Consider the following 26,761-nt stretch of genomic DNA (forward strand, 5'->3'; position numbering starts at 1 on the left):
TAAGTGTATCAAAATTAAAATTTAATGATAGCCATTCTCATTTGAGTGGCGGTCAATGTCAAATAAAATAACAGAGCATAAGCTCATACTTTACTGGAGACCCTATGTCTGACTTATCCATGTTAGCGCTTATCGGTGTGTTGTCGATTTGCTGCCAATGGTTAGCCTGGCGCATTAAACTGCCGGCGATTTTGCCGTTGCTAGTCTGTGGCCTCTTGGTGGGACCTACGTTAGGTTGGTTGCAACCCGATCAGTTGTTCGACCATTTGCTATTCCCCGTGGTTTCCCTGGCTGTTGCGGTCATCCTGTTTGAGGGGAGCTTGACGCTTAAGTTTGACGAAATACGCGGTCATGGCCGCATGGTGACCAACTTAGTCAGCATCGGTATGGTGGTTACATGGGTAACCATCAGTGTCGCGACGCACTTTATTATGGATTGGCGTTGGGAAATCGCATCGCTGTTCGGCGCATTGGTGGTGGTGACCGGGCCGACGGTTATTCAGCCAATGATCCGCTCAATTCGACCGATTAATAAGTTGGCGAACATCTTGCGCTGGGAGGGGATTATTATTGATCCGCTGGGTGCATTACTTGCGGTCTTAGTTTATGAATTTATTATTGCCAGCCAAGACGTAGCCATGTTGCATGCCTTACAGGCTTTTGCGAAAACCATCGGCATCGGTTTCTTCTTTGGTTGGGCGGCGGCTAAGCTGCTCGGCCTCGCGCTAGGCCGAGGTTGGTTTCCGCATTACTTACAGAATGTCGCAACCCTGACCATCGTTTTGGGCGTATTTGCGTTGTCGAACGCAATCCAACATGAATCAGGCCTACTGACCGTCACCGTTATGGGGATGGCGATGGCGAATACCAAAAATCTTAATCTTGATGAGATTTTGGAATTCAAGGAAACCCTCTCAGTGCTGTTGATCTCGGCATTGTTTATTCTGTTGGCAGCGCGACTCGATTTTGCTGACTTTGATGCTTTGGGTGTGCCCTCTATCATCTTACTTGCGGTAATTATGTTCCTTGTGCGCCCATTAAGTGTTTGGTTGTCTGCTATCGGCACTGAGTTGCGCTTTAAGGATAAGTTGCTACTGTCATGGATCGCGCCCAGAGGTATTGTTGCCGCGGCGGTATCGGCTTTGTTTGCGTTGAAGATGGAACAGTCGGGATGGACTGATGCATCGGCTATCGTGCCCTTGGTGTTCTTAGTCATCATGACAACGGTGGTGTTACAAAGCTTAACCGCTAAACCGCTAGCGCGACTGCTTGGATTAATTGAACCGCCGGCGCGTGGATTCTTGATTTTTGGTGCCAACCAGATGGCTCGTGCGGTGGCATCGGTTCTTAAAGAACATGAAATCCCTGTCCGGTTGGCTGATACCAACTGGGAGAATATCCGTCTTGCGCGGATGGATAACTTACCTGTTTACTTTGGTAATCCCGCGTCGGAGCATGCTTCGAATAATATCGACTTGACCGGTATTGGCCGTTTATTGGTGATGTCGCCTTATAAGCAGTTAAATCCGCTGGTTTCGGTGTATTATCAAGATTGGTTTGGCAGCTCAAAAGTGCATGGTTTGAATAGCGGTGAATCGGACTTTAGAGCCAGTCATCAGTTATCAGAAAACTATAAAAATACGCTCAATTTATTTGGCGATAGCATTACTTACTCTAAATTGGCGAGCTTGCACTTCCAAGGTGCCAAAGTTAAGTCAACGCCGATTACTGAAAACTTTGGTTTTGAGGAGTATCAACAACAGTATGGTGCGCGTGCAGTACCGATGTTTGCTCTGGATGAACAGAAGAAGATCCATATCTTCACTACCGAAAGAGAACTCAAGCCTGCACCAGGCTGGGTCGTTATCGCAATGATAACACCGGAGAAAAATGCCGATGAGGGTAACGAGTAACGTTGACGATGTACGTGTCTGTCCCGATTGCGACCAAATCAATTGGGTCAGTGACCGTGCGTCAAGTCGTTGCCAGCGCTGTGGCCACTTTTTAGGTGGCCACACGCTCAGTGTGAGCCATACAATTGCGCTGATTATTGCTGCCTTGATTCTGCTCATTCCTGCGACAGAGATGAATTTCGTTGGTTACAGTGTGTCTGGCCAAGGTCAGCAAATGACCTTATTAGATAGCAGTCGCAAGTTGGCGGCGTTTCATGAGCAGTGGCTTGCTATTGTCGTATTATTGTCGGTCGTCGTTTTGCCTGCGCTGTTCTTGCTCGCTTCTGCGACTATTCTACTGTGGCGTGAACGTGTGAATTATCGATTTGGACGCTGGCTGGTTCGCGCCATTAAATACATTCGCGTATGGATGATGGCCGATGTATTTTTAATTGGTGCACTTATCAGTTTCATTAAGCTAGCGGGCTATGCGACTATCGATTTTGGTTACGGTGTAATTGCGTTTGGCGGTTTTGTTTCTCTACTGCTGGTCGTAGTTGAGCGGATGAAGCGACATCCATTGTGGCCCGCTGATGAAGAAGCCGCAAACTACCGTAGCATGGTCGGTCAAAGCGCCCACGAACACCATGTGGTGGGGTGTCCAGTTTGTTATGCCGCGAATCAGCCGACACACGCCGAATGCTGGCGTTGTCACGAACCGCTTTGGACAGCTCGATTGGGTCGCACCTCACTCACGTTTGCATTGTTGCTCGCAGCCGCCTTGATGCTCATCCCCGCTCAACTGTTACCGATTATGGAAACCGTAGCCCTGGGTTCAGCACAGCCACAAACTATCGTCGGCGGCGTATTATCGTTGTGGCAGAGCGGCGATATACCGATTGCGATTATTGTATTTGTCGCGAGTCTGGTCATTCCAATTGCTAAAATTCTGATTTTGGCGACATTGGCTATTTTGGCGCAGCAGGATACTTCAAAGCGCCCGAAAAGCGCGCTATGGTTGTATCGTGTAACTGACTGGATTGGCCGTTGGTCGATGATCGATATATTCGTCGTGGCGGTACTGGTTGCTTTAGTGAGGAATGGCGCATTGATGTCGGTTTATCCCGGTCACGCTGCGATTGCTTTTGCCAGTACTGTCATACTGACCATGTTAGCTGCAATGAGCTTTGATACCCGACAATTCTGGGCAAGGAAACCAACTGAATGACGCATTGGACAGGTAAACTCGCTTCACCGATTTGGCTGGTACCGATCTTAGCTGCACTCGTTGCAGGCTGGATGGTGTGGCAAGAGCGCGATCAAAGTGGTCCACAAATAATTGTGGAAATAAAAGATGCTGAAGGGCTACAAGCGGGCAAGACCGCGGTACGGGTGCGCAATGTTGATGTCGGACAAGTGACACAAATTACCTTATCGGATAACTTCGAAACTGCAGAGTTACATATTGAAATGAACGCAGATACCGGCAGTATGTTGGTTGATGACTCGCAGTTTTGGGTGGTAAAGCCGCGTATCGGACGACGTGGTATTTCCGGCCTGAATACATTACTTTCGGGCGCTTACGTGCAGCTAGAGCCGGGTGAGTCGAAACAGCCACGTGATCATTTTACAGCACTTGAACAGCCGCCAGTCACCGATGCCGACACCAACGGCAAACGTATCGTGTTGAGGAGTGATAGCGCGGCCAACATTGTGGTAGGCGATAGTGTCCAATATCGAGGTGTTACGGTCGGTACAGTTGAGCAAGTGGACTTTTCAGTTGAGGCGCGTGCAACGACTTATCAGGTGTTTATTAAATCGCCGTACGATGAGTTACTGACGGAAAATACGCGGTTTTGGTTGCAACGAGGTGTATCGTTTCGCTGGAAACCCGACGGTGTCGATGTTTCAGTCGGGTCAGTCGAGTCGTTGTTAGGGGCGGGCATCAGTTTTGGCGTACCGAATGGTCAGCCCCTAGGCGAGCCCATGCAAGCGATGGCAGAGTTTGAGCTCTTTGCCAGTGAAGAGGAGGCGGAACAGCAAGGTTACTCACGCGGTATCGATTATGTTCTGCTATTGGATGAGTCAGTAGACGGATTAGCTGCTGGTTCGCCTGTCATGTTTAAAGGCATTCGAGTGGGTACTGTGGTCGAAGTGCCTTTCCGTTGGCAACCGGATGGTAATCGCGGTCAGCCTTTACGTTTGATTCCTGTGCTCATACGTTACGAGCCCGATCGTCTTGAAGGGTTGGTTGCCTCAACCAACTTAGCGCGTTGGCGGGAGCACTTGAACCGCTTTTTTGAGCAAGGTCTGCGTGCCTCAATCCGCGCCTCGAATATTTTTACCAACACGCTGTATGTGGATTTGCGTTTCTATCCCGATGAGGAGGCGATACAACAAGATACCTTTGCGGGGTATCCAGTGATGCCGACAATCGTGAGCAACTTCAGTAGGCTAGAAGAGAAGCTGAACTCAATTTTAGATACGTTGAATAATTTACCACTGAATCAAAGTGTTAATCAGTTTACAGAAGCGATGGCTTCGACAGATGACACCGCTGAACAAATCAAAGCGTTGACCGAACAGGTAAAAATTATTGTAGAACAACCGGGGTGGCAGTCGTTACCGCAATCGCTAGAGCAATCAGTGAAACGCTTGAACGGCATTTTGGCGGATTTTGAGTCGGGCTCATCGAGTCGGGCCCAGCTAGAGCGCACATTGCAAAACCTTGAGGCGACGTCCCGCGATTTGAAACCACTGGTGGAAACCTTACGACGTAAGCCCAATGCCTTGTTATTCAATACGGAAGCAGAAGATGATCCAGAGCCTAAAGCGAACGATTAAATTGATGGTCTTGGCCGTGAGTAGCTTACTGCTATTGGCGGCTTGCGGTGCCGCGCCTTCGGCGGATGTTAACTATTATCGGTTGCCGCATTTAAACCAAGCGTCCACGGGTTACTGCGATGAGCAGGCGCGGCAGATTGCGATTGACACCGGTATTGGACGCGATGGCGTGATGGTGCAAGAAACCGAACTACTCATGGTTGAAGCGCGCAATAACCGTTGGATAGGTGGTTTAGCATCGCAACTACAAAACAGTCTTCAGCGGCGGCTTACTGACCAATGCGAAAAAAGACTACAGGTCAGTTTGATGCAGTTTTATGGGAACACCCAAGGTGAAGCGGTGGTCGCCGGATACTGGCACTTCAACAATGGTTCAGAAGCCGGGCTGAGGGGCTCCTTCGAACAGCGAGTTAGCCTGAATAATGATGGTTATGACGGTTTAGTTCGCGCGCTTGACCGCGCCTGGTTAAAAAGCTTAACCAATATTGAACAACAGATTAAAAAGTAGTTAGAATCGACTCATACTGAGTTCGAATGCGGCTGAAGTCTATGGCTGCAGTTGCTATACTCCTGCAAGACATATCTGACAGGAGTGTATCTGTGCACCGAGCATCGATGATTCGTTTGGTTTCTTTATTAATGGCGTTGAGTGGTCTTTTACTCAGCGCGTGCAGTCCGTCCACTTCATCTTCAATAACACAAGACAACCCAATTGCGCAGCTCGATTTAAAACAACTACCTAATGCTGAATGGCGTTTAAGTCGTGCGGTGATTGAGGTAAGCTTCTGCCGCGACCGTACCAACGAAGCCCTACTTGCATCAGAGTCTGAGCTCAATGGGTGGCGACTGACAGGAGACGTGAGTGCTTTTCCACCTTATCGCGAAGAGGGGTTGAAGGCGCTTTATGAAGTGGTTGGTGACCAGCCCTTTATTTTATATCAGGTTGATGGTTCGGTAAGCGCATCACGCTATCGCTTAGCGATGTCTGCATCAAAATCCGCAGGTGCAGTGGCGGAGCAAGTATTTCCGGCTGTAGCCACCTTGGCAGGATCCGAACGCGTGTGCTTAAGTGCAGTTGACGAAGGAGCGACGTATTAATGAGTCAAATTAAGCCGATGATTGAGGATGCACTGAAAAGTGCATTTCGACCCAAATTATTAGATGTTAAAGATGAAAGTTATATGCATGCAGCAGGTGCTGAAGCGCAGTCACACTTTAAAGTAACCATTGTGAGTGATGAGTTTGAAGGTAAGCGGTTGATTCAACGTCATCGTTCCGTTAATCGAGTGTTGGCTGAGGTGTTGAGCCAGATTCATGCCTTAGCGCTGCATACGTATACTGAACAAGAGTGGCAGGCACAAGGTCAAGCGCCTGATTCGCCCAATTGCATGGGGGGTGGCAGCTAGCCCCAAGCAGGTAAGATATGTTGTTGATATTAGAACCCGTACAATGGTGAAAAATTTAAACTAGGGAATCACTATGATCATTAAACCAAAAATTCGTGGATTTATTTGCACCAACGCACATCCTGTGGGTTGTGCTGAAAATGTTCACCGTCAAGTTGAGTTTGTTAAGCAACAAGGTCCCGTCGCAGACGGCCCGAAAAATGTCTTGGTCGTGGGTTGCTCAACAGGATATGGGTTGGCGTCACGAATTACTGCGGCCTTTGGCAGCGGTGCACATACGCTCGGTGTGTGTTTTGAGAAAGAGCCTAGCGAAAAGCGTACGGGCACTGCGGGTTGGTATAATACGGCTGCTTTTCATCAAGAAGCTGAACAAGCAGGTCTGCAATATCACAGTATTAATGGCGATGCGTTTTCTGATGAAATCAAGCAACAAACCATCGACTACATCAAGCAAAATATGGGTAAAATTGATCTGGTTGTCTACAGTTTGGCGTCGCCAAAACGTAAAGATCCAGAGTCAGGTGAAGTTTACAGTTCAACGCTGAAACCCGTGGGTCAGGCTTATACCACAAAGACTTATCACACTGACAAAGATGAGGTGCATGATATTTCGCTCGAGCCTGCCAATGATGAAGAAATTGCCAACACCGTGAAAGTGATGGGGGGCGAAGATTGGGAGCGTTGGATTAAACAGTTACACGATGCAGGCGTACTTGCTGAGGGCTGCCAAACGACTGCCTACACTTATATCGGTAAGAAATTAACGTGGCCGATTTATGGTCATGCCACCATTGGCCGTGCTAAAGAAGATTTAGACCGCGCAGCAGCGGCACTTCGTGAGCAGTATAGTGATATTGATCTGTCTGCCTATGTGTCTTCGTTAAAAGCGTTAGTGACTCAGGCAAGCTCTGCTATCCCGGTGATGCCGCTCTATATTTCGCTCATTTATCGCGTAATGAAAGAAGAGGGCACTCACGAGGGCTGTATTGAGCAGATTTATCGCCTGTTTACCGAAGGCCTTTACGAGGAGAACCCGAGCCTAGATGAAGCGGGCCGACTGTATATGAATGGTTACGAAACCAACGAAAAAACTCAGGCCAAAGTTGAGGCATTATGGGATCAGGTGACCCAAGACAATTTCCATGAGCTGGCTGACTATGCGGGCTATCACCAAGACTTCTTGCACTTGTTTGGCTTTGGTTTTGACAACGTAGATTACGACGCTGATGTAAATCCCAAAGTAAACTGGTAAGCGGAGTGTAAAAAGTGTTAAAATCCAGACGATAAGTGTGGATTACGTTTTCTAGTCACTGATATCGGTTTTACTAGAAGTGAGCCCTTATCAGTAACTTATTGATTTCTCAGGTTTCCAGTTATTATAGCTGGTTGTGATGAATCTTCCCTAACGAGTAGTGCAAACGCATATGATTACGATCAAAAAAGGGCTGGATATCCCAATTAAGGGTGCTCCCCAGCAGCAACTATCCGACGGTAAGGCCGTGACGACGGTCGCTACCTTGGGTGAAGAGTATGTCGGTATGCGCCCGACCATGCACGTGAAAGTGGACGATCGTGTAAAAAAAGGTCAGGTGATTTTCGAAGATAAAAAGAATCCAGGCGTGAAATACACTGCCCCGGGTGCAGGTAAGGTGAAAGACATCCTTCGTGGTGCTCGCCGTGTGCTGCAGGCAGTTGTAGTTGAGCTTGATGGCGATGAGCAGGTGACCTTTGAGTCGTTTGACAGCGCTAAGCTTGACGGCTTGGGTCGCGAAAAAGTGCAAGAGATTCTGGTAGAATCCGGCCAATGGCCAGCATTGAGAACGCGCCCATTCAGTAAAGCGCCTGCTCTAGACGCCGAAGCTACCGCAATCTTCATCAACGCAATGGACACGAATCCATTGTCTGGCGATCCGACTGTCTATATTAATGAGCATAAACAAGCATTCATCGATGGTTTGAAAGTACTTTCTAACCTCACTGAAGGCAAAATGTTTGTGGTCAAAGCAGCCGATGCAGAAGTGGATGTAGGCGATACTAACGTGCAGTTAGAGTCATTTTCAGGACCACACCCAGCCGGTTTGGTGGGTACTCATATGCATTTCTTGAATCCAGTGAGCTTGCAGCGTCCTGCTTGGCACATCGGTTATCAAGATGTCATTGCTTATGGCAAGCTGTTCACAACCGGTGAGATTTTTACCGAACGCTTTGTTGCATTAGGTGGCGAAGGTGTAAAAGAACCTCGCTTGCTTCGCACGCGTTTGGGAGCTGATTTAATCGAGCTTACTGACGGTGAGCTTGCAGGCGACAACAACCGTGTTATCTCTGGTTCAGTATTGAACGGTCACACAGCAGATGATGCACATCGTTGGTTGGGTCGTTTCCACAATCAGGTGAGCGTTATTCCAGAGGGCAATCACAAAGAGTTGTTTGGCTGGATCCGCCCTGGTTCAGATTTACACTCGGTCACGCGTGCTTATGCGGGCCACTTCAATCCGAAGAAGCTATTCAGCATGACCACTTCATTGAATGGGTCTGCGCGCTCAATGGTACCCATTGGTAACTACGAACGCGTGATGCCGCTGGATATCGTACCAACGCTATTATTGCGTGACTTGTTATCAGGCGATACTGATGAAGGTCAGCAACTTGGCTGCTTGGAGCTGGATGAGGAAGATCTGGCATTGTGTACCTACGTATGCCCTGGAAAGTATGAATACGGACCAGTGTTGCGAGACTGTCTCACTAAGATTGAGAAAGAAGGCTAACCATGAGCTTGAAAGAAACACTCGAGCGTATTGAGCCGCAATTTGAAAAAGGCGGCAAATACGAGAAGTGGTACGCGCTTTACGAAGCGGTAGCCACTATTCTGTATACACCAGGCACGGTGACTAAATCGACGACTCACGTTCGTGACCGGATCGATTTGAAGCGCATCATGATCTTGGTATGGATGATGACATTCCCTGCGATGTTCTGGGGTATGTATAACGTAGGTAACCAAGCTGCGATGGCGTTGGCTGAAGGTTATCAATTAGGTGACGCTTGGCAGGTTGGGCTATTCCACTTGTTAGGTGGTGACTTCGGCGGCGACGCTGGCTGGGGTACCAAGATGTGGTATGGCGCCTGTTGGTACCTACCTATCTATGCTGTTACCTTTATTGTCGGTGGTTTCTGGGAAGTACTCTTTGCTTCGATACGTAAGCACGAAGTGAATGAAGGCTTCTTTGTTACCTCGGTACTGTTCTCATTGATTTTGCCTGCAACTACGCCACTTTGGCAAGTTGCTCTCGGTATCACTTTCGGTGTCGTGATTGGTAAAGAGATCTTTGGTGGTACAGGCCGTAACTTCTTGAACCCTGCGTTGACGGGTCGTGCATTCTTGTACTTTGCATATCCAGCGAGTATGTCAGGTGACTCTATCTGGACAGCTGTTGATGGCTTCTCTGGTGCCACTAACTTAGGTAAAGCGGCGATGGGTCAAATCGACTACAGCAACACCGCACTTTGGTGGGACGCTTTCTTAGGGAACATCCAAGGTTCAGTGGGTGAAGTGTCTACCCTGATGATCCTGATCGGTGGCCTTGCACTGATTTACTTCCGTATCGCCTCATGGCGCATCGTAAGTGGTGTGTTCTTGGGTATGGTCGTGTTCTCGAGCCTACTCAACTTGATTGGTAGCGACACGAATCCAATGTTTGCGATGCAGTGGTACTGGCATTTAGTCTTGGGTGGTTTCGCCTTTGGTATGATGTTTATGGCAACCGACCCGGTATCGGCTTCATTTACCAACAAAGGTAAGTTCGCTTACGGTTTCTTGATTGGCTTCATGACGGTGATGATTCGAGTCGTCAACCCAGCCTTCCCTGAAGGCATCATGCTCGCTATCTTGTTCTCGAACGTCTTTGCACCATTGTTTGACTACTTCGTAGCGCAAGCCAACATTAAACGGAGGTTAGCACGTAATGTCTAAGAAGAATGAAAGTTTAGGCAAAACGGTCGGTGTAGTGCTGGCGCTGTGTTTGGTTTGCTCTATCGTTGTCTCTGGTGCCGCGATCGGTTTAAAACCAATGCAAGAGCGCAACGCCGCATTGGCAATGCAGGAAAACATTCTAGATGCTGCAGGTATCTATGAAAAAGGAATGGATGTTCCAGCAATCTATAAAGAGCGCATTCAACCACTGGTTGTTAGCTTAGAAGATTACCAAGTCATGCAGGACATTAATCCTGCGGATTTTGACAACCGCAAAGCGGCAGGTGATCCGGAGCGTAGTACTAAGTTGGCTAAATCTGAGGATCCTGCCGGCTTAGGTTCGCGCGAAGACATGACTGAGGTTTACTTGATTAAAGGTGAAGATGGCGCAACCAATGGTGCAGTCCTTCACATTCGTGGTCAGGGCCTCTGGGGCACCATGTATGGCTTAATCGCGCTCGAAGACGACTTTAACACCGTTAAAGGCGTCACATTCTACGAGCACTCGGAAACGCCCGGTCTCGGTGGCGAAATCACCAACCCTGCGTGGGTCAAAACTTGGCAAGGTAAAGAACTTTACGGCGATGACGGTAAAGTCCAGTTTGACTTAGTGAAAGGCGGGGCCTCTGGCGAACACGAAGTGGACGCGCTATCGGGTGCAACCCTAACCAGTAACGGTGTAGACGCACTGATTCAGTTTTGGATGGGCAACGACGCCTACGGTCCGTTACTCGACAAATTGCGCAAAGGAGAGCTGACCAATGGCTAATGCAAAAGAAATGAAGTCCGTATTATTCGGACCGATATTTGCAAACAACCCAATTGCGCTACAGATCTTGGGTGTCTGTTCAGCGTTGGCGGTAACATCGAAAATGAGCAATACACTGGTTATGTGTATTGCTTTGACCGCGGTTGTTGCGTTCTCGAACCTATTTATCTCAATTATTCGAAACCACATTCCTTCGAGCGTACGTATCATCGTACAGATGACCATCATCGCGAGTTTGGTAATCGTGGTCGACCAGGTATTGCGCGCATATGCTTATGAGATTTCTCGTGAGCTTTCGGTATTCGTTGGTCTGATCATTACTAACTGTATCGTGATGGGTCGTGCGGAAGCTTATGCAATGAAGAGCTCACCGGGTATGTCGTTCTTAGACGGCTTGGGTAATGGTTTAGGTTACTCAGTGGTGTTGCTGGTTGTTGGATTCGTGCGTGAACTATTTGGTTCGGGCAGCTTGTTCGACGTACAGATTCTACCTCTGGTTTCAGAGGGTGGTTGGTACGAGCCGGTAGGCTTGTTGTTAATGCCACCGAGTGCGTTCTTTATCATTGGCGGATTTATTTGGGTACTGCGTACTTTCCGCACCGAACAAGTCGAACCTAAGGAGTAAGCACAATGGAACAGTATATTAACCTGTTTATTCGTGCCGTGTTCATCGAGAACTTAGCACTGTCGTTCTTCTTAGGTATGTGTACGTTTTTGGCGGTATCTAAGAAAGTAAAAACAGCCTTTGGTCTGGGTGTAGCGGTTATCGTTGTTCTGGGTATTTCAGTACCCGCAAACAACTTGATTTATCACAACATTCTAGCGCCTGGAGCGCTCGATTGGGCGGGTTTCCCGGATGCGGACTTAAGCTTCTTACGATTTTTGACCTTTATCGGTGTAATCGCAGCGCTTGTTCAGATCCTTGAAATGACCTTGGATAAGTTTGTGCCAGCCTTGTACAACGCGCTGGGCATCTTCCTACCGTTGATCACGGTTAACTGTGCAATCTTCGGTGGTGTATCATTCATGGTTGAACGTGATTATAACTTTGGCGAATCCGTAGTGTACGGAATCGGCAGTGGTGCTGGCTGGGCTCTGGCTATTGTTGCCCTGGCAGCTGTACGTGAAAAACTGAAGTATGCAGATGTACCTGATGGCTTACGCGGTCTAGGTGCGACGTTTATGTCAGTGGGTCTGATTGGTTTGGGCTTTATGTCGTTTTCCGGCGTATCTCTATAACCAGTATGTTGAATCGATAAAAGTTAAAGGTACGAATCGATGGATATTCAACTGATTTCACTCAGTGTAGCGATGTTCACCATCATCGTACTGGTTTTGGTCGCGATCATTATGTTCGCTAAATCAAAATTGGTACCTCAGGGTGATGTGGAAATCCTGATTAACGACGACGAAGACAAAAAGATCGTGACCCAACCTGGTACTAAACTGTTGGGCGCACTTGCCAATGCCGGCATCTTCGTTTCGTCTGCGTGTGGTGGTGGTGGTTCATGCGGCCAGTGTCGCGTGACCATTAAAGACGGCGGTGGTGATATTCTTCCGACCGAGCTCGATCACATTACTAAGAAAGAAGCGCGTGAAGGCGTGCGCTTGTCTTGCCAAGTTAACGTTAAGCAAGACATGAAAATTGAATTGCCAGAGGAAGTCTTTGGTATTCGTAAATGGGACTGTGTTGTTAAATCGAACGACAACGTGGCGACCTTTATCAAAGAGTTCGTTGTACAGTTGCCAGAAGGCGAAGAAGTACCGTTCCGTGCCGGTGGTTATATTCAAATCGAATGCCCGCCGCACCACGTGAAGTACAAGGACTTTGATATCGCTCCGGAATACCGTGGCGATTGGGAACGCTTTGGCTTCTTAGACGTTGAGTCTAAAGTCGATGAAGAAGTGGTACGTGCATACTCAATGGCAAACTACCCTGATGAGAAGGGTATCATCATGCTTAACGTACGTTGTGCAACGCCGCCGCCAAATGACTTGAGTTTGCCTGCAGGTAAGATGTCATCATACATCTTCAGCTTGAAGGCAGGTGACAAAGTGACTATTTCAGGTCCATTTGGTGAGTTCTTCGCGAAAGAAACTGAAGCCGAAATGGTCTTCGTAGGTGGTGGCGCGGGTATGGCGCCAATGCGTTCGCACATCTTTGACCAATTACGTCGCTTGAACACCGATCGTAAGATCTCGTTCTGGTACGGTGCGCGTTCGAAACGTGAGATGTTCTACACCGAAGACTTTGACATGCTGCAAGAAGAAAATGATAACTTCGAATGGCACGTCGCATTGTCTGATCCGCAGCCTGAGGACGATTGGGATGGCGATACCGGCTTCATCCACAACGTGCTTTATGAGCGCTATCTGAAAGACCATGATGCGCCTGAAGACTGTGAATTCTACATGTGTGGTCCACCAGTAATGAACGCTGCGGTCATCAATATGCTCAAAGAGTTGGGCGTAGAAGATGAAAACATTATGTTGGATGATTTCGGTGGCTAATTAATGAACGTTTCTACAGTGAAACATGCATTAGCAAGCAAACTGTGGCTAGCCCTTTTGGGGCTAGCCTTTTTGGTTTCTTGCTCTGATGCGCCGCGTGTTATTAAAATGCAGGGCGCGACGATGGGAACCAGCTATCACATTACTGTGTTTAGTAAGGATCCTCGCTACGGCAAAGAAGAGATTCAGCGTCGTGTGGACACGGTGTTGGAGCAGGTCAACGCACAAATGTCGACCTACGACCCAGAGTCTGAGTTATCGAAGTTTAACCAACACTACTCTACCGAGCCCGTAGTTATCTCTCGCGCGCTGGAACGCGTGGTGTCACGCGCGATTGAAATTGCTAACGAAACAGATGGCGTACTTGATGTCACCGTCGGACCTCTCGTTAATTTGTGGGGGTTCGGTCCGCAAAATCGACCGGAAGAGATTCCAACGGCTGAGCAACTCGATGAAATTGAAGCTTATGTGGGTTACCAAAAGTTAGCCATCAATAACCATCAATTAAGTAAGTCGCATCCTAAGGTTTATGTTGACTTATCGACCATCGCAAAAGGTTATGGTGTCGATCGGGTGGCGAGTTTATTGGAAGATCTTGGTATCAACCAGTATCTCGTTGAAATTGGTGGTGAAATTGCAGCCTCGGGTGGTAAGCCTGATAATGAACCATGGCGCCTCGCGATAGAAAAGCCCGTTTCTACGGAACGAGCTGTGCAAGAAGTTGTCTCATTTAAAGAGGGCGCGTTAGCCACCTCTGGTGACTATCGAAACTTTTATGTTGAGGAAGGTCGTCGACTTTCTCATATTATTGACCCAAGAACCGGCGAGCCTATTCAACATAAACTCGTGTCTGTAAGCGTTTATGCTAATGACTGTATGTCAGCAGACGCCTATGCAACAGCATTGATGGTGATGGGGCCTGAACGCGCTAAAGCGTTTGCTCAGCAACATAAGCTGGCGGTGATGCTCGTGTTTAAGACCGATGACGGTTTTCAGGAGTTTGTCAGTCCACAGTTTGAACCCTTGCTGCAAGCGAAGAGTTAAGGACTGAAAAGGAGTACTCATGCAAACATTTTTACTGGTATTTGCTCTTTTTGTAGTCGTCGTTTTAGCGATGGCTGTGGGCTATATCATGCAGAAAAAATCTATTTCAGGCAGTTGCGGTGGTATCGGTGCATTAGGCATGGAGAAAGCGTGCGACTGTGATGAACCGTGCGATAAGCGAAAGGATCGTATGCGCAAAGAGGCACAATGGAAAGAGAACGAAATTCGTTGACCCTCAACAGTTATATCGTTATAACATAAAGTGATTAGAGGCGCGTAAAGCGCCTCTGTTGTTTCGAAGGAGGGCCCCACGTGAAACCGTTTGCACTACAGAGTGACAGTAAAGAACTCTATCTTGATTGTAATGCGACGACCCCCGTACTTCCGCAAATTGCAGAAGCGGTGTCGCATACCATGGAAACTATATTCGGCAACCCGAGTAGTAGCCATGTTACTGGGCTCAAAGCGCGCTACATCCTCGATACAACCCGTCAGTTGGCCCGCCGGGTCATTGGCGCTTCGTCTGGTAAGCTTATTTTTACTAGTGGTGCCACCGAAGGCATCCAGACCGCCGTTGTTTCGGCTATTCGATCGGCTGTCGATAACCCACAATCGCCACGTCGTTACCTCCTGTATGGCGCTACCGAACATAAAGCGGTTCCACAGGCGTTGCAACATTGGAACCAATTGTTAGGGCTTAACGCTGAGTTGAAAGCGATACCTGTCAATGAGCAGGGGATTCTCGACCATGATTTTATTGCTGAGCATGTTGGACAGGCTGCAATGATATGTACCATGGCGGCGAATAATGAAACGGGTGTAAAACAGGATCTGAGCGCACTTGAGCAAACTATTCGAGCCCATGCGCCGGCAGTTCCTTGGATGGTCGATTGCGTCCAAGCTCTCGGTAAGTTGCCATTAGCGCTCGACGATATTTCGATTGATTATGCGCCCTTCAGTGGACATAAGTTGTACGGTCCGAAAGGTATCGGGTTTATGGCGGTGCGCGATTCAGCGCCATTCACACCACTCATTATTGGTGGCGGGCAGGAATCGGGGTATCGGTCAGGTACTGAAAATTTACCCGGAATCGCTGCACTGCATGCGCTCTTTGAACTTATGCTCGATGATAAGCAAAGCGTATTTGCAGACTCACCGACACTTGCACGTTATCGCGAGCAATTGGCCGCTGCGTTACGCAAGGCATTTCCAAGTATTGTGTTTAATCACGACTTTGCAGTGTCGCTTCCTACTACGCTTAACTTTTCGGTTAAAGGCGTTTCGTCTAAGGACATCATGGATGTCTTAGATGCGAGTCATATTCGAGTGAGCTCAGGCTCTGCGTGTAGTTCGAAAGTGACACGCAGCTTCGTCTTAGACGCTATGGGTTTAAGCGATTGGCAAAGTGAGTCAGCGATTCGGATGTCGTTTGGTCCTGCAACAACGCAAGACACCATCGATAAGGCCTGTGAACGTATTCAGCGTGTAGCAGAGGCGTTGCAGCAGTCTTGTCTGATTGTTGCGGATACTAATAATGACTACGATGCGCAGCTCGATGGTGTTGTGCAACTTAAGTATGATGACCATTGTTGCTATGTACTCATTGACCGAGACGCTCGTGAAGTCGCCATTATTGACCCTCACCCTGCCTTAGCAGGTCGATTAGAAAACCTCGTTCAGTGCCAACATTACGATGTTAAAGGTGTCTTAGTCAGTTCGGATGATGCTGATGTTCAACAAGCAGCTTCGATGTTGCGTGCTATGCTGATTAATACCGAGCAAGCCACGGACGCTTGGGGCTGGCCAGAAAGTGCTGTGGCGGGTTGTGATGCTGTGCCAGCAGAGTGTGACTGTGGCGTTAAAGGTTGTTTATCGGTGGGCCAACGGCGCTTATTTAAATTGGGTGAACATTTACCGACCTTTTTACTGAGTGAGCCGGTTAAGGCAATGGAACGACTGCGGGTTGACTTTGCCTTTTTAGGTGCGCATCAGTCCATTCAGGATATTAAACACTGTATCAGTGAGGAGACCCTTGTTTGTCCACGCAAAGACGCCGAGCACCAGCTAGTCCTCGCGGAGACGATGCAAGCGTGTGCCGCTGAGGTGGTCGAAGATGTTAACGCGCTGTGGCAGCGCGAAGACATAACGATTATTGATGTACGTGAGCGTCAAGAACATGTGGTTGACGATTTGCCAGCTCATGCTGAGGTTATTAACGTACCGCTCACAGAGGCGATTCAGTTTATTCATGAGCATCCGCAGTTAAAATCGTCGCCTTTAGTATGTGTTTGCCGTTCAGGTCAGCGCAGCGGCGTCATGGCCGATGCGCTCACGCGATTAGGCTTTACTAAGGTACAACATTTGTCTGGGGGGCTTGCGCTGGCTTCCACACCAGTTTAGCCAAGTAGCCTTCTTTCCCGGCGAGCCAACATGCGGCATCTCCATGGCATTGGACGTTCCAAATGTTGGCATCGCTAAGTTTGTGCCATGTTTGGCTTTGCACGTGAAATGCGGCAGCACCTGAAGGGTTAGAGGTAAGTAACCAGGTTCCCTTATGCTCGACTTTATCGAGACTGTAGAGAGCGCCTGACAAAGGCGGTTCTGGTAACGCAGTAAACTCACCCGATTTATACTGCCATAAACGGGGGGTGTCATTTTGTTCCGATTCAAGGTGGCCGCCTGCAATATAGAAGTTATCTTCGTCATCAGGATAGACCGCGAATATGCCAGCGCCTGGACCTGACTGCATGGGGGTCTCGATGACATCAAATCGGATACCAAAACGCGCTTTGATGAGTACTCTTGCGATATCTGCGTTGCCGGTGCCCATCATCCAAGTATCATTATGATAACGAACACAGCTACCACTTGAGGCAAAACCTCCTTCATTGCTTTGTGGCTTTTGGCTGACTGCGCTGTTGGTTTTTATCCAGTTGCGTCCGCTGGGACTGCGAACCATGCGCCATTCGTCACCTACGCTGTCTCCCGCGACCCAAGCCTCGCCTTGTGGCGAAACTGCCATACAGTTTAAAAAGGTATCGTTAGAAGCACCGTAGCGTAAACGCCAGTCGGCGCCACCATTTTCGGTAAAATAAATACGCGATTGACCATTATCACCAATACTTAATGCATAGGCGCGACGGTCATCGATTGCTTCGATGTCGCGGAATTGCAAGTCGCCAGGACCGGGTTGTGAGTACTGCCAACTGACGCCCGCGTCTGTCGATCGCGCAACACGTCCATCGACGCCTGATACCCAGATGGTGTTACGACTGACTGGGCTTATTCCTATCCACTGTTGGGACTCAATCGAGGTGACTACTTCAACCTCCGGCGGTTCCGATGTCGTGGTTTGCGCGAACGTAGCACCGCTGGATAAGATAAGTAATGCAGTTGAGCCTTTTGCTATCGAAGCAATCATATAAACCTCAGGTTGAATTACTGCGCATCAAAGCACAGATTATTCTCATTTTTACTATCATCGCCCATGAGATACAAATAAGTCGGCATAATATCTAACGCCGTTTTGAGTGTTTTTGGATCTTCTGCTGGGTAGGCTTTCGAGCGCATCTTAGTGCGCGTCGCACCAGGATTAATGACGTTAGTACGCACCGATGTCGTCTCATATTCATCAGCGATTACCTGTGCTAAGCCCTCAGTAGCAAACTTTGATACCGCGTAGCTGCCCCAATAGGCACGGCCCTTGCGTCCAACCCCAGAGGACGTGAACACGAGCGAAGCAGAGGGGGCCTTTTCTAACACCGGCATTAACGCCTGAGTCATCAGCATTGGGCCGGTGACATTGATTTGCAGCGCGTCATTCCAATCGTTTTCGTCAATATGAGTAAAGGGTGACAGAATCGAAAGAATACCTGCGTTGTGCAACACGCCGTCGAGATGGCCAAATTGCTGTTCGATGGTAGACGCCATGTCTTTGTAATGCTGTGCCGTGGCACCTTTTAAATCAAGCGGCACGATAGCGGCTTGCGTATAACCGGCTGCCTCAATTTCATCGTACACCGCCTCCAACTTAGCCGTTGTACGACCCAGCAAGATCACTGTGGCACCATGTTGCGCGAAGCTCAATGCGGCTTGGCGCCCGATACCTTCGCCTGCGCCTGTAACAAGAATCGTCTTACCTGCCAGCAGATCGGCGGGCGCCTGATAGTCATGTACCTTTTTGATTTGCATATTTACTTGATTCCATTGGACTGTTTGTAGATCGTTAAGCTATTGTACGTATATTCGAGTAACTTCTCAGCAAACGAATAGAATTTCTGGAAAAAACCTTTCATATTGATTCATACAGGTGTATAAAAATCGTTAAGCTGAAAGCGAATAACAATAATGCAAAAAAGGACTGGGGAATCCACATGAAAAAATTATTACTCCCATTGGCGATAGGCAGTGCATTGGCACTTGTCGGCTGTGGTAGCGGTGACAGTGCACCGGTTTCTGAGCAAGAAGTCAGTGTAGCAGCGACACGTGTCGCTTTTGATCCGTCTAACAGTGTTATCCCTGTACCCAGTAACATCCTACTGAGCGGTACAGTTGACGGCACCTTGAATATTCCAGTTGCAGACCCATCAGAGATTAGCAACCCACAGGTGGCGTTGAATGGGCTAGATGGCTGGGGTACACACTCAACATTAACTTTCGACTTTTCCTTACCGGTTGACGGAAATGGTGACCGCGTGACGGTTACTCCAGCAAGTTTAGAAGCGCAAGGCTCGATTCGTATTTTTGAAACCGTACAAGGCGGCAGCGCTGTATCTGAATCCTGTGCCGCAGCGAGTCCGGCAGCAGCGTGCGCTGTGGTAGGTGAGCTCGAGCATGGTACTGACTTTACGGTGAAAGCGGTCGATAATAATACCGTGGCTATCGTGCCATTACGTCCGCTTAAACCTAAAACAGGGTATATTGTAGCACTGACCAGCAACATCCAAGACTCGTTAGGTCGTGACGTAAAAGCCTCACAAACCTACACTTTGATGAAACGCAACGCGGATGAAAAACCTGTTTCTGGTGACGCTTCCGCGGTGTCATTACAGCGTCTGATTAATAGTTACGAAGGCGCGTTAGCGCAATTCGGCGTTGATACGGAAAGTGTTGTTTACACATCAAACTTCACGACTCAGTCGGTCGGCGATGTATTGGGCGTGACCAAGCAGTTATTGGCACAACAAATTGCTGCGCAAAATCCGCCTGTGCTTGTCGCGCAGGATCAAGGCATCTCGCTTGCGCAATTGCTTCAAGGTCAAGGCATCGAGGATCAACAAACCCTGCAAATCGCGGCAGCTGCTCGCGTTTACGGTGGTCAGGTCACTTTACCTTACTATTCACCATTACCGTCACAGGCTAACCCGCAAGCACCGGTTAACGGTCGCTGGCGTGCGCAGTGTGACAGTCCTGCGTCTATTTTAGGTGCGATTCAGCAAGGCGTGATTGATCCAGCAGGGGCGGGTATTCCTGCCGGTGCCATTGAAGATCCAAGTTTGCTGTTGCCGCCTAACGCTTGTTTTGATTTCCCAGGTGTTGATGAAGAACGTCACCTGACGAAATTTAACCCAGTGCCAGCGAAGCAAGGCGATGTTGATGTACCGGCGTTCGTCACTATTCCTGACCTAGCCGTGGTTAATCAGATTCGTCAGAGTCGCGGTATGGAGACCTTAGACGGCGTGCCTGCCGGTGGTTGGCCTGTAGTGATTTTCCAACATGGCATTACGGGTGATAAATCTAACGCGGCCGGTATTGCAGGTTCATTGGCAGCGGCGGGTTTTGCCACCGTAGCAATTGATCACCCAATGCACGGTGACCGTGGTTTTGATTTAAACAATGATGGCACTGATGAAATCAACGCATCGGACAACGTTACGGCGTACATGAATTTGTCTAACTTGTTAGCAGCGCGTGACAACGTACGTCAGTCGATTGCTGATTTAATGGGGCTTCGTGTCAGCTTGAACTACTTCCAAGCTAATGATGGCGCACAAATCAATGGTCAAAAAGTGTTCTTTGTTGGTCATTCGCTAGGTGCTATCGCGGGTGTTGGTTTTACCGGTATCACCAATACACCGTTTGCAGAACAGTCGCCGCTCAGTGCGCTGAATGGTCAATTTGCTGTGCAAGCGACATCACTTGCGATGCCAGGCGGCAGCGTAGCGAACTTCCTGCTGGCTTCGCCAGCGTTTGAGAAGACTATTAAGAGCCAATTGCTTTATTCTGGCAGTGAAGAGTTTGCAGCTGCGGTGAACGCTCAAGCAGAACAGGCGGGTATTGTGCCTGGTGGCGAAGGGTTCGATGAGCTACTGACTCAGGTTTATGACGGTTTTATCGCGCAAGCACCTGAAGCGCAACTAGCTCAAATCAACGCGACTTTTGAGCAGTTTGCTTTTGCAGCGCAATCAGTTCTGGATTCAGCGGATCCGGTCAACTATGCGTCAGCAGTCGTTGCTAATGATTCACCCATTCATCTCATTGAAGCAGTGGGTGATACGGTGATTCCGAATGCGGTTGAAGGCAAACCGCTTGCAGGTACTGAGCCGCTTATTCGTTTGATGGGCTTGCCGAGCGTATCAGCGACCGTCACCTCAGAAGATGGTGAGCCGGTGTCAGGCGCAGTGCGTTTCCCAGAAGCCGACCATGGCTCGATCGTGAGTCCTGCTGCTTCGCCTGCTTCAACGCAAGAAATGCAAATGCAAATCTTTAGTTGGTTTGGTTCGGGTATGTTGCAATTACCAGTGACTAATGAAGAAGTGGTACAGTAAGCCACTGATTGGTGACTGACTAAACTGAACGCAGCCATTTGCGTATAATAAAGGCCAGCAGATTTGCTGGCCTTTTGTTTTGGATATAGGAGAAGGTATGGAGTTTCTTGCCGATATTGGTGGCTTTATAATAAAAGCAGCTGTCATTGTATTAGCGTTAGTTATCGTGTTGGGTGTAGTGGCACAGACTGCGCAGAAGCAAAAGCGAGGTAAAGGTGAGTTAGATGTAACTGACTTATCAAAAGAATTGAATGAGATGCGCGACCATTTGCGCATTGAGCTACTTGACGGCAAGGCACAGAAGAAGGCGCAAAAGGCACTTAAAAAGGCGCGTAAAGGTGAGCGTAGCCCAGAATCAAAACTTTTTGTGATTGATTTTAAAGGCTCGGTGGATGCTAAGGAAGTTGACAGCCTCAAGCGTGAAGTGAATGCCATTGTTAGCATGGCTACCGATCAAGATGAAGTCCTAGTCCGTCTAGAAAGTGGCGGCGGTGTGGTTCACGGTTATGGGTTGGGTGCTGCACAATTACAACGACTCATTGACCATGGCTTAAAAGTCACCATCGCGGTTGATAAAGTGGCTGCAAGCGGTGGCTATATGATGGCCTGTGTTGGCAACAAAATCTTATCGGCCCCTTTTGCGTTTATTGGTTCGATTGGCGTCGTTGCACAACTGCCCAACGTCAATAAATGGTTGAAGAATCACGATATTGATATTGAGCAGATCACCGCAGGTGAATATAAACGGACATTGACCGTGTTAGGTGAAAACACGGATGAAGGTCGACGTAAGTTTAAGCAAGATTTGGAAGCTATTCATCGTCAGTTTAAAGAGCATGTCGCTCAGCATCGTGCTGACTTAGACATCGAGAAAGTGGCTACCGGCGAAGTATGGACAGGAACTGAAGCGCTTGAGTTAGGGCTTGTTGATGAAATTGTGACCAGTGATGCATGGTTGTTGAAGCAACTGGATGCACACCGCATTTTAAAAGTCGAATATAGTATTAAAAAGCCGCTTAGCGAACGTTTTGCAAAAGGCGCCGCGACGTTAGTGAATACTTTAAAATCTTCGTTTACGCGTAGCGACGTGTAGCTGCTCGGTAGTTGCCATGCATTCAGCGCAAGGCAACTACCCCTTAATTAGCTTTTCTGCTAGGCTATGGCGGTTTTTTTAGTCCGATAGACAACAAAAAGGACGCTTATGAGCGATAAGAAAAAATTAAGTCTGACGACCCGAATTGTCATCGGTATGGTGGCAGGTATCGTGCTGGGTATGGCGTTACGCTACTTTGCGGGTGATTCGGCATGGGTCGATAGTTATTTGACCAATGGTTTGTTCAATGTCATTGGTCAAATATTTATCACATCGTTGAAGATGTTAGTTGTTCCGCTGGTGTTGGTTTCTTTGGTAGTGGGTACGTGCTCATTAAGCGATCCAAGTAAACTCGGTCGTTTAGGTGGAAAAGCTGTCGGTATGTATTTAATTACCACAGCGATTGCGATCTCAATTGCTATTTTCTCGGCGATTTTGATTCAACCCGGTAGTGGTGTCGAACGTGCAAGTGACGCGACTTTTGAGCCTTCTGAGGCACCATCGTTGTCGCAGGTGATTATTGATCTATTCCCGGATAACCCAATCACCGCGATGGCGGAAGGTAATATGCTGCAGATTATCGTGTTTGCCTTATTACTGGGTATCGCGATGGCATTGGTAGGCAAGCCTGGGGAGCGCATCAAGGGACTGTTTGAGGACTTTAATGAAGTCATCATGAAGCTAGTGGTGATTTTGATGAGCATTGCGCCTTATGGTGTTTTCGCTTTGATGGCTAAGCTCTTCACCGAAACCGGACTGGGCATGATATCCAGTCTGGCGAAGTACTTCTTCTTAGTGCTCATCGTGCTACTGATTCATGGGTTTATTATTCATCCATTCTTATTAGGCTTGCTGGCGCGTGTTAAACCGGGCATCTTTATTCGCAAAATGCGTGATGCACAACTCTTTGGTTTTAGCACTGCTAGTAGCAATGCAACCATGCCGATTACGCTTGAAACCGTGACTAAGCGTTTAGGCGTCAGTAACTCTGTCGGCTCGTTTACCGTGCCGCTTGGGGCAACCATTAACATGGATGGTACTGCCATCATGCAGGGGGTGGCGACGGTATTCATCGCCCAAGTGTATGGTCTTGACCTGTCGGTCGCTGATTATCTGATGGTGATTTTGACCGCAACACTCGCATCGGTGGGTACGGCAGGTGTGCCGGGCGTTGGCTTAATCATGCTCGCGATGGTTCTACAGCAGGTGGGTCTACCTGTTGAAGGTATTGGTTTAATCATCGGTGTTGACCGCTTACTGGATATGACCCGTACTGCGGTCAATGTGACAGGGGATGCCATGGTCAGCTGCGTTGTTGCCAAGTCGGAAGGCGACTTCGACGAAGAAGTCTTCTACGACAAAGAAGCCGGCAAGAAACTGGAAGAACTGTAGGTCGCGCCTTAGGCGCGACAACCCGTTTCATTTAAATCGATTAAACGGGCATTCCACTATGAAACTTAAAGTCGCCATCCGGCGACTTTATTAATTCCGCCTCAATATTTGCGAAGAAAGCAATTCGCTCACTGATATCCTCATCGGCAATTTGCTGCGCCAAGGTTAAATAATCTTGGTAATGACGTGCTTCAGAGCGTAACAAAGAGATATAAAAATCGGTCAGTGGTTGAGGTAGGTGAGGTGCAAGTGCGGCAAAGCGCTCGCATGAACGTGCCTCGATATAAGCACCACAAATTAACTTGTCGATCAGTGCGGCAGGTTCGTAAGTACGCACGTGACTGAGCAGTCCACGCGCATAACGGCTTGAGGTGATTTTGTCATACTCAATATTCATTGAGTGCGCGATTTCAAGAACTTGATAAAAGTGATGTAACTCCTCTTTTATCAACAGCACCATTTTATCAATCAACTCTTCGCTATAGGGTTTGTTAGCTTTTGGCACCATACGCTTATTGAGCTTGTTATGGTCAGCCAGTGCTTGCCAGTCACCCACAAGGCGGTAGGTGTAGTCCTCATAAGGCTTTAGCCATGCCAACAACGCCTGGCCACTGGCTTCATCGACCGCGTAACGGCGGATTAATAGCATAGCGCTTTGGGCGGCTTTAAGCTCACATACCATGTGATCACGCAGAAGCACCGGCAGTTGCTCAGGTTCTTTGGCCTTGTCGATCCATGCTTGAGGTGTGGAGCACGGTAGAAAGTCGTTAATTGGTTCGAGCAACTCGGCTATATCGGAACTCATGTGTGGCATGTTGATGACTATACTTCGTTTCTAAATAAAGGGATATTTTACGTGCTTACAGGGGAAACGAAAACCTCAACTTGAGCTGGATCGATTTTTGTTAAAAAAACGTATTAAAAAATATCAGTGCGATCTTGACAGTATGAGAAATGTTCTTGATATTAGTGTAAAGCGTTGAATTTTTAGCCATATCAAGCGTCTAACTATTTAGCTCAACAATAAAAGGTTAGGCAATAATAACAACGCAACAATAACAACAAGGTATGGTGCGTTTTTTCGATGCAAGTTTCGAGGCACAGCGCCTTAACACAAGGGGAAGCGATTATGTTACTTAATCATATTTGGGGTTTGTATGCTCACCCAATGGAAGAATGGAAAACAATTGATGCACGCCATGAGAGCTTTAGCCACTCATTCACGCATTTATTGTTCGTTGCGCTACTACCTTGCTTAGCCGCTTACTACTCATCGGTTCACGTGGGGTGGAGTATTGGTGCGCGCGAGTCGATATCACTGACTCAAGGCAGCGGGATTATGCTTGCGGTTGCTATGTATGTTGGCATTCTTGCCGCCGCGTTTGCGTTAGCTTATCTAGTATTTTGGATGGCGAAAACTTTTGGTGCCGATCCGACCTTTACACAGTCACTCGAGCTCGCGGCATACACGGCGACCCCAGTTATCATGTCGGGCATTAGTGCGCTGTATCCGGAGCTGTGGTTCGTATCACTGGTATTTTTAGCCGGTGTGGGTTATTCGGTGTATTTGCTGTACGCAGGTATTCCAGTACTCATGCATATTCCTGAGGAGCGGGGCTTCTTATACGCCAGCTCGGTAGTCACTGCAGGTTTGATCTTGATGGTGATTTTGATGGTCGCTACAGCGATATTATGGACTAACGGTTTTGGTCCGCGTTTCATGTCTTAATGGTCATGATAAAATTACCACCAAACAACAAAAAAGAGCCTTCGGGCTCTTTTTTTATGTCATATAGATACCGACGTAGCTCGTTTGTTGCTGAATTTTTTGTGCGTCGTACCAGTCGCCTAAAACAATACGTTTAGCAGGGCGTTCGGGCGCGAGTTCAAAACAGTGTATTGCCGCGCGGTGTGTATGACCGTGGATAAGTTGTTGAACTTGGTGATTATTCATCGCCTTAACGACAGCAGTGTGCTGAGCATCCATCTGCTGCAAACGTTGATGCGACAGTTCTCGTTGGGTCCCCGAGTTGGCACGCAGTTTCTTGGCAATACCCATGCGGGTTTTGAGCGGTAAGCGTGCAAGTAAAAAGCGAGTGATAGGGTGTTGAATGACAGCGCGGTAGCGCAAGTAATCATGGTCCGCCGTACAGAGCGTATCACCGTGCATTAATAGCGTGCGTACACCATTGAGTTCGATAACTGTTTCATCTTTGAGCAGCGTCAGTCCCACTTCCCGTGCGAATTTTTTACCCAGCATAAAATCGCGGTTGCCGGGCATAAAATACACTTGCACGCCGTGGTCTACCAATTGCTTGAGTAACGACTTAATGTGCACAGCAAACTCACTGGGGTCGTCGTCACCTAACCAAGCCTCAAACAGATCACCGAGGATATAGAGTTTATCTAAACAGACATTGCGCTCACAAAAAGCCTCGAACGCCGCGGTGATATCCGGGCGTTCAGGGCTCAAGTGAAGGTCAGCAATAAACGCTGTGGTCATGCGTCCTCTTGGACGGTAACGCTTGTGATAACGACGTCTTCAACTGGAACGTCGGCGTGGAAGCCGGCCGTTGATGTTTTAACGCCTTTGATATTGTTGACTACGTCCATGCCGTCAACCACTTCAGCAAATACACAATAACCAAAGCCGTTGGGTGTTTCGTTTTGGAAATTAAGGAAGTGGTTGTCGTTCACATTGATAAAGAACTGTGACGAGGCTGAATGTGGATCGGGGGTGCGTGCCATAGCGACTGTACCAGTCAGGTTCGGCTTTGCTGTTTTGGCTTCGTTTTCGATAGTGCCTCGAGTGTCTTTTTGCGACATGCCGGGCTCAAAACCGCCACCTTGTACCATGAAGTTATCGATTACACGGTGAAATAGCGTGTTTTCATAAAAACCGTCGCGTGCATACTGAAGAAAGTTTTCGACCGTTTTAGGTGCGGTCTCAGTGTGCATGGCTAAGGTGATGTCACCATAATTGGTATGTAAAACAACCTGCATTTTGGGTTCCTTAATACTACGACTAATCGGTCGCTAGTGTACCAGAGCCGACCGTTCAGTGGTATCATTA

General features: G+C 48.3%; 25 protein-coding genes. 20 read left to right on the forward strand and 5 right to left on the reverse strand.

What is annotated here, in order from left to right; translation table 11 throughout:
• Positions 1–104 precede the first annotated feature (104 nt).
• From BFR57_RS08030 to BFR57_RS08105, 16 genes are all read left to right on the forward strand, one after another.
• Complete coding sequence (locus tag BFR57_RS08030) at positions 105–1,913, forward strand: sodium:proton antiporter (protein WP_071463472.1); 1,809 nt, start codon at positions 105–107, stop codon at positions 1,911–1,913.
• Positions 1,897–3,120 (forward strand): PqiA/YebS family transporter subunit, encoded by a 1,224-nt coding sequence (locus BFR57_RS08035; protein ID WP_083405088.1) that lies wholly within the window; start codon positions 1,897–1,899, stop codon positions 3,118–3,120. The genes BFR57_RS08030 and BFR57_RS08035 overlap by 17 nt, the downstream gene beginning before the upstream one ends.
• The gene (gene pqiB, locus BFR57_RS08040) at positions 3,117–4,736 is read left to right on the forward strand and encodes an intermembrane transport protein PqiB (protein WP_071463473.1); all 1,620 of its coding nucleotides are present in this window, start codon (positions 3,117–3,119) and stop codon (positions 4,734–4,736) included. The genes BFR57_RS08035 and pqiB overlap by 4 nt, the downstream gene beginning before the upstream one ends.
• Positions 4,708–5,244, forward strand: coding sequence for an ABC-type transport auxiliary lipoprotein family protein (locus BFR57_RS08045; protein WP_171903951.1), 537 nt, complete (start codon positions 4,708–4,710; stop codon positions 5,242–5,244). The genes pqiB and BFR57_RS08045 overlap by 29 nt, the downstream gene beginning before the upstream one ends.
• Positions 5,245–5,336: 92 nt before the next feature.
• The gene (locus tag BFR57_RS08050) at positions 5,337–5,834 is read left to right on the forward strand and encodes a hypothetical protein (protein ID WP_143441062.1); all 498 of its coding nucleotides are present in this window, start codon (positions 5,337–5,339) and stop codon (positions 5,832–5,834) included.
• Positions 5,834–6,142, forward strand: coding sequence for a BolA/IbaG family iron-sulfur metabolism protein (locus BFR57_RS08055; RefSeq protein WP_071463476.1), 309 nt, complete (start codon positions 5,834–5,836; stop codon positions 6,140–6,142). Before BFR57_RS08050 ends, BFR57_RS08055 begins: the two co-directional genes overlap by 1 nt.
• Before the next feature lie 73 nt (positions 6,143–6,215).
• Positions 6,216–7,394 (forward strand): enoyl-ACP reductase FabV, encoded by a 1,179-nt coding sequence (gene fabV / locus BFR57_RS08060; protein ID WP_071463477.1) that lies wholly within the window; start codon positions 6,216–6,218, stop codon positions 7,392–7,394.
• 172 nt (positions 7,395–7,566) lie between these two features.
• On the forward strand, positions 7,567–8,907 hold the full coding sequence (locus BFR57_RS08065) for a Na(+)-translocating NADH-quinone reductase subunit A (protein WP_071463478.1): 1,341 nt from the start codon (positions 7,567–7,569) through the stop codon (positions 8,905–8,907).
• A 2-nt stretch (positions 8,908–8,909) separates the two neighbouring features.
• Positions 8,910–10,112 carry an NADH:ubiquinone reductase (Na(+)-transporting) subunit B gene (locus BFR57_RS08070; RefSeq protein ID WP_071463479.1) on the forward strand — a complete coding sequence of 401 codons (1,203 nt, stop codon included), beginning with the start codon at positions 8,910–8,912 and terminating at the stop codon, positions 10,110–10,112.
• Positions 10,105–10,881, forward strand: coding sequence for a Na(+)-translocating NADH-quinone reductase subunit C (locus BFR57_RS08075; protein ID WP_071463480.1), 777 nt, complete (start codon positions 10,105–10,107; stop codon positions 10,879–10,881). Before BFR57_RS08070 ends, BFR57_RS08075 begins: the two co-directional genes overlap by 8 nt.
• A complete protein-coding gene (locus BFR57_RS08080) occupies positions 10,874–11,506 on the forward strand; it encodes an NADH:ubiquinone reductase (Na(+)-transporting) subunit D (RefSeq protein WP_071463481.1) in 633 nt (210 codons plus the stop codon). The genes BFR57_RS08075 and BFR57_RS08080 overlap by 8 nt, the downstream gene beginning before the upstream one ends.
• A 5-nt stretch (positions 11,507–11,511) precedes the next feature.
• Positions 11,512–12,120: an NADH:ubiquinone reductase (Na(+)-transporting) subunit E gene (gene nqrE / locus BFR57_RS08085; RefSeq protein ID WP_071463482.1), complete on the forward strand. Its 609-nt coding sequence runs from the start codon at positions 11,512–11,514 to the stop codon at positions 12,118–12,120.
• A 45-nt stretch (positions 12,121–12,165) separates the two neighbouring features.
• Positions 12,166–13,392: an NADH:ubiquinone reductase (Na(+)-transporting) subunit F gene (gene nqrF / locus BFR57_RS08090; protein WP_083405117.1), complete on the forward strand. Its 1,227-nt coding sequence runs from the start codon at positions 12,166–12,168 to the stop codon at positions 13,390–13,392.
• 3 nt (positions 13,393–13,395) lie between these two features.
• A complete protein-coding gene (locus tag BFR57_RS08095) occupies positions 13,396–14,436 on the forward strand; it encodes an FAD:protein FMN transferase (RefSeq protein ID WP_071463484.1) in 1,041 nt (346 codons plus the stop codon).
• A gap of 19 nt (positions 14,437–14,455) precedes the next feature.
• On the forward strand, positions 14,456–14,668 hold the full coding sequence (gene nqrM, locus BFR57_RS08100; protein WP_071463485.1) for a (Na+)-NQR maturation NqrM: 213 nt from the start codon (positions 14,456–14,458) through the stop codon (positions 14,666–14,668).
• Positions 14,669–14,748: 80 nt separating this feature from the next.
• Complete coding sequence (locus BFR57_RS08105) at positions 14,749–16,836, forward strand: aminotransferase class V-fold PLP-dependent enzyme (RefSeq protein ID WP_071463486.1); 2,088 nt, start codon at positions 14,749–14,751, stop codon at positions 16,834–16,836.
• Here the strand turns inward: BFR57_RS08105 and BFR57_RS08110 are convergent.
• Both BFR57_RS08110 and BFR57_RS08115 read right to left on the reverse strand, forming a co-directional pair.
• Positions 16,784–17,857, reverse strand: coding sequence for a hypothetical protein (locus BFR57_RS08110; protein WP_071463487.1), 1,074 nt, complete (start codon positions 17,855–17,857; stop codon positions 16,784–16,786). The genes BFR57_RS08105 and BFR57_RS08110 overlap by 53 nt on opposite strands.
• A 17-nt stretch (positions 17,858–17,874) precedes the next feature.
• Positions 17,875–18,627 carry a YciK family oxidoreductase gene (locus BFR57_RS08115; protein WP_071463488.1) on the reverse strand — a complete coding sequence of 251 codons (753 nt, stop codon included), beginning with the start codon at positions 18,625–18,627 and terminating at the stop codon, positions 17,875–17,877.
• A gap of 182 nt (positions 18,628–18,809) precedes the next feature.
• Here BFR57_RS08115 and BFR57_RS08120 point away from each other — a divergent pair, with 182 nt between their 5' ends.
• From BFR57_RS08120 to BFR57_RS08130, 3 genes are all read left to right on the forward strand, one after another.
• Positions 18,810–21,203 carry a VolA/Pla-1 family phospholipase gene (locus BFR57_RS08120; protein ID WP_071463489.1) on the forward strand — a complete coding sequence of 798 codons (2,394 nt, stop codon included), beginning with the start codon at positions 18,810–18,812 and terminating at the stop codon, positions 21,201–21,203.
• 97 nt (positions 21,204–21,300) lie between these two features.
• Positions 21,301–22,296: a protease SohB gene (sohB, locus tag BFR57_RS08125; protein WP_071463490.1), complete on the forward strand. Its 996-nt coding sequence runs from the start codon at positions 21,301–21,303 to the stop codon at positions 22,294–22,296.
• 108 nt (positions 22,297–22,404) lie between these two features.
• Positions 22,405–23,688, forward strand: a complete 1,284-nt coding sequence (locus tag BFR57_RS08130; RefSeq protein ID WP_071463491.1) for a dicarboxylate/amino acid:cation symporter — start codon at positions 22,405–22,407, stop codon at positions 23,686–23,688.
• A gap of 40 nt (positions 23,689–23,728) precedes the next feature.
• On the opposite strand, the gene BFR57_RS08135 is transcribed toward BFR57_RS08130, so the two are convergent.
• On the reverse strand, positions 23,729–24,502 hold the full coding sequence (locus BFR57_RS08135) for a tRNA isopentenyl-2-thiomethyl-A-37 hydroxylase MiaE (protein WP_083405090.1): 774 nt from the start codon (positions 24,500–24,502) through the stop codon (positions 23,729–23,731).
• A gap of 315 nt (positions 24,503–24,817) precedes the next feature.
• Between BFR57_RS08135 and BFR57_RS08140 the strand changes: the two genes are divergently transcribed.
• The gene (locus BFR57_RS08140) at positions 24,818–25,417 is read left to right on the forward strand and encodes a Yip1 family protein (RefSeq protein WP_071463492.1); all 600 of its coding nucleotides are present in this window, start codon (positions 24,818–24,820) and stop codon (positions 25,415–25,417) included.
• Between the two features lie 54 nt (positions 25,418–25,471).
• On the opposite strand, the gene BFR57_RS08145 is transcribed toward BFR57_RS08140, so the two are convergent.
• Both BFR57_RS08145 and BFR57_RS08150 read right to left on the reverse strand, forming a co-directional pair.
• Positions 25,472–26,191 carry a UDP-2,3-diacylglucosamine diphosphatase gene (locus BFR57_RS08145; protein ID WP_071463493.1) on the reverse strand — a complete coding sequence of 240 codons (720 nt, stop codon included), beginning with the start codon at positions 26,189–26,191 and terminating at the stop codon, positions 25,472–25,474.
• Complete coding sequence (locus BFR57_RS08150; protein WP_071463494.1) at positions 26,188–26,691, reverse strand: peptidylprolyl isomerase; 504 nt, start codon at positions 26,689–26,691, stop codon at positions 26,188–26,190. Before BFR57_RS08150 ends, BFR57_RS08145 begins: the two co-directional genes overlap by 4 nt.
• Positions 26,692–26,761 lie beyond the last annotated feature (70 nt).

The organism is Idiomarina sp. MD25a (assembly GCF_001870515.1).
Taxonomy (GTDB): Bacteria; Pseudomonadota; Gammaproteobacteria; order Enterobacterales; family Alteromonadaceae; genus Idiomarina.